This window comes from Hanstruepera neustonica (assembly GCF_002895005.1).
Classification (GTDB): domain Bacteria; phylum Bacteroidota; class Bacteroidia; order Flavobacteriales; family Flavobacteriaceae; genus Hanstruepera; species Hanstruepera neustonica.
The window spans coordinates 24,455-35,107 of sequence record NZ_POWF01000008.1; the positions used below are offsets into that span (position 1 = coordinate 24,455).

The 10,653-nt window shown below is 34.7% G+C and carries 13 protein-coding genes; 7 read left to right on the forward strand and 6 right to left on the reverse strand.

What is annotated here, in order from left to right; translation table 11 throughout:
* Positions 1–21 precede the first annotated feature (21 nt).
* The 3 genes from C1T31_RS11415 to rlmH are packed head-to-tail and all read left to right on the forward strand — an operon-like array spanning position 22 to position 1,478.
* A complete protein-coding gene (locus C1T31_RS11415; protein WP_103052640.1) occupies positions 22–495 on the forward strand; it encodes a hypothetical protein in 474 nt (157 codons plus the stop codon).
* Positions 496–544: 49 nt separating this feature from the next.
* Positions 545–988 carry a hypothetical protein gene (locus C1T31_RS11420; protein ID WP_123912672.1) on the forward strand — a complete coding sequence of 148 codons (444 nt, stop codon included), beginning with the start codon at positions 545–547 and terminating at the stop codon, positions 986–988.
* 16 nt (positions 989–1,004) lie between these two features.
* Complete coding sequence (rlmH, locus tag C1T31_RS11425) at positions 1,005–1,478, forward strand: 23S rRNA (pseudouridine(1915)-N(3))-methyltransferase RlmH (RefSeq protein WP_103052642.1); 474 nt, start codon at positions 1,005–1,007, stop codon at positions 1,476–1,478.
* Positions 1,479–1,490: 12 nt separating this feature from the next.
* On the opposite strand, the gene C1T31_RS14090 is transcribed toward rlmH, so the two are convergent.
* The 6 genes from C1T31_RS14090 to C1T31_RS11450 form a co-directional block, all read right to left on the reverse strand.
* Positions 1,491–1,634 (reverse strand): hypothetical protein, encoded by a 144-nt coding sequence (locus tag C1T31_RS14090; protein WP_165780104.1) that lies wholly within the window; start codon positions 1,632–1,634, stop codon positions 1,491–1,493.
* A gap of 165 nt (positions 1,635–1,799) precedes the next feature.
* The gene (hpf, locus tag C1T31_RS11430; RefSeq protein WP_103052643.1) at positions 1,800–2,102 is read right to left on the reverse strand and encodes a ribosome hibernation-promoting factor, HPF/YfiA family; all 303 of its coding nucleotides are present in this window, start codon (positions 2,100–2,102) and stop codon (positions 1,800–1,802) included.
* A gap of 87 nt (positions 2,103–2,189) precedes the next feature.
* Positions 2,190–3,830 (reverse strand): AMP-binding protein, encoded by a 1,641-nt coding sequence (locus C1T31_RS11435; protein WP_103052644.1) that lies wholly within the window; start codon positions 3,828–3,830, stop codon positions 2,190–2,192.
* Between the two features lie 46 nt (positions 3,831–3,876).
* Complete coding sequence (locus C1T31_RS11440) at positions 3,877–5,274, reverse strand: TIGR00366 family protein (RefSeq protein ID WP_103052645.1); 1,398 nt, start codon at positions 5,272–5,274, stop codon at positions 3,877–3,879.
* Positions 5,271–5,951, reverse strand: coding sequence for a hypothetical protein (locus C1T31_RS11445; protein WP_103052646.1), 681 nt, complete (start codon positions 5,949–5,951; stop codon positions 5,271–5,273). Before C1T31_RS11445 ends, C1T31_RS11440 begins: the two co-directional genes overlap by 4 nt.
* A 2-nt stretch (positions 5,952–5,953) precedes the next feature.
* Positions 5,954–6,940, reverse strand: a complete 987-nt coding sequence (locus tag C1T31_RS11450) for a DUF4421 family protein (RefSeq protein ID WP_103052647.1) — start codon at positions 6,938–6,940, stop codon at positions 5,954–5,956.
* 80 nt (positions 6,941–7,020) lie between these two features.
* On the opposite strand from C1T31_RS11450, the gene C1T31_RS11455 reads away from it, so the two are divergent.
* The 4 genes from C1T31_RS11455 to C1T31_RS11470 all read left to right on the forward strand — a co-directional run bounded on the left by C1T31_RS11455 (position 7,021) and on the right by C1T31_RS11470 (position 10,618).
* A complete protein-coding gene (locus tag C1T31_RS11455) occupies positions 7,021–7,596 on the forward strand; it encodes a non-canonical purine NTP diphosphatase (RefSeq protein WP_103052648.1) in 576 nt (191 codons plus the stop codon).
* Between the two features lie 76 nt (positions 7,597–7,672).
* Positions 7,673–8,146, forward strand: coding sequence for a hypothetical protein (locus C1T31_RS11460; protein ID WP_103052649.1), 474 nt, complete (start codon positions 7,673–7,675; stop codon positions 8,144–8,146).
* 198 nt (positions 8,147–8,344) lie between these two features.
* The gene (locus C1T31_RS11465; protein ID WP_103052650.1) at positions 8,345–8,647 is read left to right on the forward strand and encodes a hypothetical protein; all 303 of its coding nucleotides are present in this window, start codon (positions 8,345–8,347) and stop codon (positions 8,645–8,647) included.
* Positions 8,648–8,815: 168 nt separating this feature from the next.
* Complete coding sequence (locus tag C1T31_RS11470; RefSeq protein ID WP_103052651.1) at positions 8,816–10,618, forward strand: DEAD/DEAH box helicase; 1,803 nt, start codon at positions 8,816–8,818, stop codon at positions 10,616–10,618.
* Positions 10,619–10,653 lie beyond the last annotated feature (35 nt).

The window sequence follows — 10,653 nt, forward strand, 5'->3', positions numbered from 1 at the left end:
TTTAGGAACAAATCTATTTTAATGAAATTCTTAACAGTTCTATTTTTCTTGTTTGCACTGCAAATTAATGCTCAAGATATCCCAAAATACAATGTTTATTTTGATGAAAATGACCAAGCAATTGAAATTACGGATTATTATAAAAAATGTTCTGCCTTTTTGTTGCACTGTATGAGTAAAACAAAAGATTCGATAACTATCAACTATATGTATGAGTTGAACAAGTTTGGTCAATTAGATAGTATAGAAAATAATCAAATAAGAAAACTACTGAAAAGAGATACAAAAAATCCAAATATTGATAAATCTCCTGTAATAATTGTATTTAGGGATACCCTATATGGATTTGAAGGACTTAAACAAAGGTATGATACCTATGTTAAAAGGGTAACAATAAATGATACTATTAGAGAAATACTACCTTTTAATTTGACAAAAAACAAGTATTTCGATGCAAGAAAAAAATACGATAATAACCAAAAAAAAATGTGCTAAAAGCTTTAAAAAGCAAGATTATACGGTATTGCACTTTTATCGACATAATATGGGATATTCTTATAATCCAAAGCATTTTAAATGGAGACAAATTTCGACATCATTAAACCACCTATTTTTTAAAAAGAGATATTCTACTTCTATCATACTGAAACCTAATGGTCAGTATTTCATTTACAAACAAATGACTGATAAATACTTAAAAATAATGCTGACTGAAGATTGGTCTCCGTTTATCAAGCGATATGAATCTGCAGTGAGTAATTTATCAAATAAAAGAAGTGGTTTTTTTAATGACATATTACCTCAAAGACCAAGCAACATGGTATTTTATTCTACCAGATCCTTGCCAAGTGGTACTGGTTATAGAAATAATATAAGTTCGGTACCTTCAAATAGAATTCCTAGTAATGCAATCCGTGTAAACAATAGAAGTGACATTAGTAGGTATTTGGATTTCGAAATACCTTGTTATTCTGCAATTAGTTATTAAAATTGATAGAATTATTATGACCATCAAACTAATAGCCATAGGTAAAACCGACGATAAGGAACTAGTTAAATTGATAGAAAATTATCAAAAACGGTTAAGTCATTATATCCAATTTGAATTTGAAATAATCCCCGATTTAAAAAAGGCTAAAAACTTATCAGAGTCTCAACAAAAACAAAAAGAGGGTGATTTGATACTAGGAAAACTCAATCCATCTGATGTCTTGATTTTATTGGATGAAAATGGTAAACAGTTCGATTCAGTCGCTTTTTCACAATACCTGCAAAAGCACATGAATTCTGGAATCAAGCAATTGGTATTTGTAATTGGTGGTCCTTATGGATTTTCAGAAGATGTTTACAGCAGAGCAAACGGAAAATTATCATTGTCTAAAATGACATTTTCTCATCAAATGATTCGATTATTTGCCATAGAACAACTGTATAGGGCTTTTACGATTTTACGCAATGAACCCTATCATCATAGATAAATCTAATAATATTTAGGCTAAACTGCTAGCCATAGATGTTGCATCAATACCAACATTGCTAAAAAACCCTATCACAAAAATAATTAGTTTGATTAGAGTAAAAGCAGCAAATGCCAATAGTATTAATACTGATGCATTTTCAACACGACTTCTCATATTTTTGATGGTTATATTAAACTTTAAAAGTTGTGGCTGAGAACCGTAATTGACTGATGATGTGATTAATATATAAAAAAATCATCAGTATTTAACGTTTTGTTAACAAATACTGATGATTCTTAATAAATCTGTAGGCTATTTCTGAATTATGTGAAAATTGTACTACTTATGTGCCGTAAATTGATGTTTACGCTTCTTTAGCTGTGTCTCTAAATCCTTTATAGTCTCTTTTACAGCACTTTCATAGTTCTTCTCATTTGAAGTTGCAAAAATGCGCGGACCAGGTAAACTTAATTCTATATTACATATTTTTCCATTTCCTTTTGGGTCGTGAATCACTTCAAAGTGAACCTGTGCGCTAATGACCCATTCATACTTTTTTCCTAATTTTTCCAATCGTTGTGTTACATAGGCATTCATTGCCTCACTGGTCGCCATATTGACGTATTGAATGTTTATTGTCATGATTTCTATTTTTATATCCTAAAATTAATGTAAAGCATTTTTAATATGAATGATATTTGTCATATTCAAAGAGAATTATTTTTCTTGTCATTCAAAAATGACTGTTTTCGTATTCTCAAACCACGTTTTGTAAAATTCTTGATGAATTTTTTCAATAGCATTGCGCTTAACTTTCAAACTTGGTGTGGTCAGACCGTTAGCAACATTCCAATCCTCTTTCATGACGACAACCTTTTCAATTTTTTCGTGCTTTTCGAGAGTTGGATTCATGGATTCGATTGTTTCTGCCAAACTAGCCGTTAATTGCTCTTTAGATTTCAATTTTCCCAATTCCGATAAGGTGACTAGCGCAATTGGTTGTGGAATTCCAGTGCCCACTATACATATTTGTTCGATATCAGTATTGGCCGACATGATAAGTTCCATATGTGAAGGCGAAATATACTTTCCCTTATCAGTTTTAAACTGATCTTTAACACGTCCCGTAATCAATAAATAGCCGTCATGATCAAACTCGCCTTTATCACCTGTTTTCAAATAGCCTTCTTCATCAAATACATCAGCCGTAGCTTCAGGTGATTTGTAATATCCCAACATCAGACAATCATTTTTTATACAAATTTCACCTTCCGGAGATAACTTGGCTTTAACGCCAATAAGTGTTTTACCTACCGTGCCAGTTTTACTGGCATTGGGTAAATTAAAATGAGACACACAACAATCCTCGGTCATACCATAACCTTGCTGAATGGTTATACCCAACTTTTTATACCAATTAACCAAACTAGACGCAATTGGTGCTGCAGCTGATACAATAAAAACAGCTTCCTTTAGCCCCAATTTCTGTTTGAGTTTGCTTTTGACAATCGTATTGATAACTGGAATATTCAACAAGATATTCAATTTTTTTTGCGGCATGGAATCCAAAATTTTCTCTCTGAATTTTGTCCAGATTCGTGGTACGGCAAAGAATATATGTGGCTGGGTATTCTCCAAGTCTTTGGCAAAACTCTCCATCGTATCAAAAAAGGAAATAGGAGCACCTAAAAATACGCCAGCATTAATCATCAATCGTTCGGCAACATGAGCTAGGGGTAAATACGAAAACAAACGCAGGTTGTTGGGCAATTCAAAAACCTTGACCAAGGTTCTGGAACTCACCATAAAATTACTCACAGTATGCATGACACCCTTGGGATTACCAGTGGTTCCTGAAGTGTAAATAATCGTATGTAAATCATCATGCTTTGGGATATAAACCTCCTCTAGCTTATTATTTTTTGCAACAATTTCTTCCCAATTATCGCCATCCTGAATTCCAAACAATCTGATCCCAATAATTGGAATATCTGGAATCCCGAGTTTTTGAGCTTCAAAATTATCCAGTTTTCCAACAATAATAGCTTTGGAGTCACTGTGTTCCAAAATTTGCTTTATGGAAGTATCATTAAGAGTTGGATAAATGGGAATGGAAACACAACCAGCCATCATAATTGCTAAATCGGCCATGATCCAATGCGCACAATTTTTTGACAGCAAAGCTACATGACTACGATTCGGCAAATTATAACTTTGTAAGTGACTCGCTATTTTTCTAGCTTCAGCACCAGCTTCTGCAAAGGTGTACGTTAGCTCCTTTTCCCCAACAGGCTGCTTTAAAAAAACATTATTAGGGGTTTTGGCTTCCCAATACAAAAAAGCCTCCAATGGTGAGTGAAAATCTGGCATAACAAGTTAGTTGAATTTCTTAAAGATACTAAAGTTTTGCCTTTTTTTATAATGGCATCCAAAGTATCAAACACAACTGCACCACAAACAAAATCATAAACGGCATGACCAAATACCCCATGATATCACGAGATTGCAAATTGGTTCCCATACCCATCACAGGAACAATCAGTAGTAAGAAAAAAGGCTGTAATAAATTAGTTAACGATTCACCGTAAGCTACCGCCAATGATGCCCTTGAAATCATGGCTGAGATTTCAGCTTCAGGTAAACCTGTTCCTATTTCTTGAATAGCTGCAATTAAACTCGGACCAACAACGGCAAATTCGCCTCCAGCTGAAGGAATAGCAAAATTCACTAAACCACCCGTTATAAAGGCATAAAAAGCATAGGTGTCAACGGTAGCCACTGAAGCTAGTGCTTTTGCCAAGTATTCCCCTAATCCCGTGTAAAGCATAATACCCATAATGCCCGCATAGAAAGGATATTGAAAGAGTATCCCTGAAATATTCCGACTGGAGCGTTGCATGGCAATACCATAACGTAAAGGTGTTTTATGAAGCAACATACCCAAAACAATAAAGGTAAATATCATGATGTTGAAATTCAGTTCAACACCTTTCGTGTAAAAGTAATATCCGATATATATGATACCCATTAAAACAATAATGCCTTGTATAACAAAGCTGTTATTAAACTTATCGGAATATGCTTTAAAAGGTAATTTCATACCGTTCGCTTCTTCTTCAATGCTTTTTTCCGACTGTAGTTTATTGATATCACACAAGTCTTTTAGCTCCACGTTCTGCTTTAATCTAGTTCCTACAAACATCATAAAAGCTGGCATAAGCAAGAAAAAGGATCCGATGATACTAAAATTCAAATACGAATTTAAAGTCAGCGATGTTGGAATGGTATTCGACACGACTCCTGCTTCAATTAGATAGTTGTTTTCAGAATTCAACAACAATGGTATGGTACTGGACAAACCCGTAACCCAGCCACACATGGACACATAAACACAAGCTATTAAAAATGGGTAATTAACACCTTTCACTCGTAATGCTAATTCCCTTGCTAGAACTCCGGTGATAACAATCCAACCAAAACTCACCAAACTTAACAGCAAACCAATAAAAACCACAAAAAAATAGACTTGGCCTGGTGAATTAATGTATTTGGTCAATCTATCTATAAGTCTGCCAATTACAGGAGACAAGGCAATACTGAAACCGGTAACTAAAATTAAAATTATCTGCATGGCAAAAGCCAGTAAATCGAAAAAGCCTTCATACCATGAGGATATAATGGTAATAAACGAGGCATCAACCACAAAATAAGCTGCCAAAACCGAAACCAAAGTCAATACAATGGCAAATACAAAAGCATCTGGCATAAACTTTAAAAACAGGTAACTGAATTTTTCGCCTAGTTTGGTTATCATTCTCTTAATTTTAAATCTAAATCCTCTGGTTTAAGCTTAATCTTAATAAATTTTTGATGTTTCTGAAAATTAGCAAGCCTTGAAAGGCCTTCATTGTAATTTCCGTTCTCGTCAATATAATAATAAAATAGAGCTATACCATTTGGCACATTATCAATTCGATTATTTACCTTAAAAAATTCTTTATTTACCATATGAGAATATGAAAATTCCTTAATAGGTAAAATTGAAAAATAGGTTCCAGAATTTTCTTTTTTCTTTCTAAAATACCTGTATACATCATGCTTATTACTAAGAAGAATGGTATCCTTCACAACTGCTAAATTAAAATCTTTATAGCTCCAAGTTCGATGACTTACTAATTGGTAATCCATACCAACATCTATGGTTTCTGCTTTAAAAAAATCATCTTTTCGGATTTCAGTTACTGAAACCAATTTTCCTTTTATACCAAACCACATTCTAAAGTTCTCTCCGTTGAATTCCTTAACGGTCAAAGAATAACCCTGGTTTTTTGAATTAAGAAATAAATAGTAGTTATCTAATTTTTTAAGATCATTGTCCCAATAGTTATATTCTAAAACATAATCAAATTCAAACAGTATCTCATTATTAAGGTTTTGACTTAATAAATTACAATTAACAAAAATGAGTATGAATAAAAACCTCAAAGTCATATTTATTTCTTCACTTTCAATTTATAACCAATGGCAAACTTGGCCATGGAATGATTAAACAAATACTCATTTCCAAAATCTAAATTGGTAGCATAAATACCGGTTCCATAAATAAGATTGATATAATACCTGTTTATACTGTATCCCAAAGCAAAGGAAAAGTCTAATTTATAAAGCATCGGGTTTGAAGGTCGGTAACTACCATCATCCAATCTGACTTTCTTATTCATCAAAGCCACACCTGGCATCAAATTACAGGTAGCAATAAAATTATCCGATATAACATATTGGGATAAAAAACCTCCCAAAATACCCACTGCCCGACCACTATACTTTTCAATTTCTGCTTCCTCATTGAAGTACAGCACGCCATTTTCGGTTAAAATATCACCATCGGCACTAAATGTATCAAAAACAGCAAATGTTCCAATACCTCCCGTAATTTGTACTTTTCGGTCTCGCTTGGGCATACCCGCTTTTAGTAAGGCTAACGAAAATTCAATTTCGGAAAAGGTATACAGATAGTTAAATCCAACAGTCGATGATTTTATATCATGCCTGAAAATATTGGGTTCATCAAAATTATTTCGGATATTAAAACCTTTATAAGTCTGCAAATAAAAACTGATGTAGTTGTGCTTTCCTAATATCAAACTACCCTGTGCATCAAATCTGTCTGTGGTTTCCTTTTTACCAGATTTTATATTAAAGGCAATATCAATAAGTAATTTACTATTGGCGACTCCAAAGCCAACACCAAATCTATTGTTGGGAATATAACGAGAGCGATTACCATCGTTTAAAATTCGAAATTGCTTGACTTTATAATTGGAAAACAATCGAGCCGAATAATTGCTTAAATCATGATCAATAAATAAGGAATCAATGATCTTAAAAAGGTTTAAAGAATCCCGCTTTTGTTCTGTTTGGGACTGTGCCGATACTGATAAAACTAAAAAGGCAACAAGAACTAGAAATCTCTGAATCATATCATATTAAACAACTAAATTTACCGTGATTTATTTCACAAATAATCGTTTGAAGCTAAAATTACATTAATTCAACAAATATGCAACTTGTTTTCGCTACCAATAATCTCAACAAACTCCAAGAGGTCCAAAAATTAATACCAAGCCATATCACACTTTTAAGTCTCAAGGATATTGGTTGTTTTGAAGATATCCCTGAAACGCAGCCTACCATAGAAGGCAATGCTGTTCAAAAAGCGCAATATGTCAAGGACCATTATGGCTATGATTGTTTTGCAGACGATACTGGTTTGGAAGTTGAAGCTCTTAATGGTGAACCAGGTGTATTTTCAGCACGCTATGCAGGTGAGCAACGCGATGCCAATGATAATATGGATTTATTATTGACAAATCTAACCGATAAACCCAATAGAAGTGCCCAGTTTAAAACGGTTATTGCTTTGCACCTCCATGGTCAACTACATACATTTACAGGTATTTGTAAAGGTGACATTACTTCTAATAAAAAGGGAACTGATGGTTTTGGCTACGACCCTATTTTCAAACCTAATGGCTTTAACCAAACATTTGCTGAAATGACCCTGGAGCAAAAAAACGAAATTGGCCATCGTGGTAAAGCAGTACTAAAATTGGTGGATTTCTTAAATGGTCTATAATTTATACCGAAGAACCCAAACTTTACACCAATTGTAAAAATTAATACTATATTTAGGCAACCTAAAATATTCTATCATGAAATACTCTAAAATACTAACGGTACTTATCTGTATAACGACCTTATCACTTTATAATTGTAAAGACAAAGCCGAAACAACCGAAGAAACAGCCAAAGAATCCGAGTTACAGCCCTTACGCGTATTTGATGCGCAAAACCAACAAAACACCAATACAGCCCAAAACACATCAGGTGTTTATCACTACACCTGCAGTAATGGATGTGCTGGTGGTGCCGCAGCAGCTGGAAATTGTGCGACTTGTGGTAATACCTTAAGTCACAATCAGGCTTATCATGCCAATACCAATACTACAACGCCAACGACACCAACGACACCAACGACAACACCAACCACTCAAACTGGTGGGCAAAACGCTGCTGGCGTGTGGCATTATACCTGTAGCAACGGTTGTGCAGGCGGTGGTGCATCTGCTGGAAATTGCAGTTCTTGTGGCAATGCGTTAGCCCATAATACGGCGTATCATAATTAATTTTTGAATAATGGAAATTAACAAAACCTATTTTAAATTAGTTAAAAATTTACTTTTTACATTTTCCGTTATTCTTATCAATAATTATTCATTTGGACAAAATATCTATCCAAAAAAATTGAAGGCTGTAATACTGAAAAGTTTGGATTAGAAAGTGATTCAACATCAGCTAAATTAAATAACAATGTATTAGTTAATTTGATATCTGACAATTTTGATAAAAAGGAACTTACTAAAATCAGAGGAATTCTTAAAATTCAAGTTATTGCTTACGAAGACAAATCTTCATGCTTATTAAGTTATGAAAATGCTACCAATTTTGATGACAATCAACTTAATATCCAAAAATTAAAAGATGTTATTGATAAAAATCTTATTTGGGAAAAAGTTGACGAAACGGTTTCACCTATGATTGAAATTTATTTTCTCATTGGTGAAATACAAATTAAAAGGATGGGATTTGATGGAAAAAAAGGACTCCATGAATTGGTTAACCAATAATCTAGTATTTCATCTCAAATAAAAGTGTATCTTTGCCGACTGAAATACAGCGTTTTGTATTTCGTATTCCTCAGGGTGAGGATGTGTTACCAAGAAGTTTCAGGTTAAGTATGTCGATTCGCTTCTGTTGTAACACCTTATAACATAATCGAATACTTACATTTCAGAATGAACACATTCCAAGATTTAGGTCTTAATCATGACCTAATACAAGCTATTAATGACATGGGTTTTGTAACCCCAAGTGATGTCCAGGCGCAAGCCATTCCAATTTTATTAAACCAAGACACCGATTTGGTGGCATTGGCACAAACAGGAACCGGTAAAACAGCAGCCTTTGGTTTCCCGATGTTGCAAAAAATCCAGATGGATAGCCGCACCACGCAAGGCTTAATCCTATCACCTACGCGTGAGCTTTGCTTACAAATTACCAATGAACTCAAGCAATACGGCAAACATTGTAAAGGCTTACATGTAGTAGCCATTTATGGTGGTGCCAGTATTACGGAACAAGCCAAAGAGGTTAAAAAAGGTGCCCAAATTATTGTAGCCACACCTGGTCGTATGAAAGATATGATTAGCCGTCGTTTGGTGGATATCTCTAAAATTGAATATGCGGTTTTAGATGAAGCTGATGAAATGCTGAATATGGGATTCTATGAAGATATCACGGATATCCTATCGCATACACCACAAGAAAAAAACACCTGGTTGTTTTCGGCTACCATGCCAAAAGAAGTGGCTACCATTGCTAAAAAATTCATGTATCAACCCGTTGAAATAACGGTAGGCACTAAAAACGTGGGTAGTGATCAGGTTTCTCACGAATACTATTTGGTGAATGCCAGAGATCGCTATTTAGCGTTGAAACGTTTAGCGGATGCCAACCCAGATATTTTTTCAGTTATTTTCTGTCGTACCAAACGCGACACACAAAAAGTAGCCGAAAAACTCATTGAAGATGGCTACAGTGCTGGTGCTTTGCACGGTGATTTGAGTCAGAACCAACGTGATTTGGTGATGAAAGCATTCCGTAATAAACAAATCCAAATGCTTGTGGCTACGGATGTAGCTGCTCGTGGTATTGATGTTGATGATATTACGCATGTTATCAACTACCAATTACCAGACGAAATTGAAACGTATACACACCGTAGCGGTCGTACAGGTCGTGCTGGAAAAACAGGTGTTTCTATGGTTATTGTGTCTAAAAGTGAAGTGCGAAAAATTAAAAGTATTGAACGCATCATTAAAAAGGACTTTGTAAAAAAGGATATTCCGGATGGTATGGAAATTTGTGAAGTGCAATTGATGTCCTTGGCAAATAAAATCCACAACACCGAAGTAAACCATGAAATTGATAAATATTTAGATAGTATCAATCAACTATTTGAAGACACGAGTAAAGACGAATTGATTAAAAAGTTCTTTTCGGTTGAGTTTACCCGTTTCTTCAATTACTACCAAAAATCACATGACTTAAACATTTCAGGTGATGTATCAGGTGACCGACCAGGAGATTCTGGTGACAACACAAGATACTTTATAAATGTTGGTAAAAAAGATGGGTATGATTGGATGAAACTAAAAGACTTCTTGAAAGAAATTTTAGAGTTGGGTCGCGATGATGTCTTTAAGGTCGATGTTAAGGACAGTTTCTCGTTCTTTACAACCGAAAGTAAATTACAGGACAAAGTTTTAGCCTTTTTTACCGATTTTAAACATAACGGCCGCTTCGTCAATGTTGAAGTCAGTGAAGACAAAGGCAAAAGCACCAGTCGCGGTAAAAGACGTCGTGATGGTGGTAAACGCAGACGCGATGACAAACCCAGAGGTGAAAGACGATCAAGTTCTAAAAATGATTCAGGGATCAGACGCAGTCGCAGAAGCTCTGAAGGCGGATCAAAATCCAGACGCTCTGAAACCAGAACGTCCTCGGGTTCTTCCAGACCAAGACGTTCCAGAAGATAGATTTCAAAAAAAAGCCAAGTTTAAAACTTGGCTTT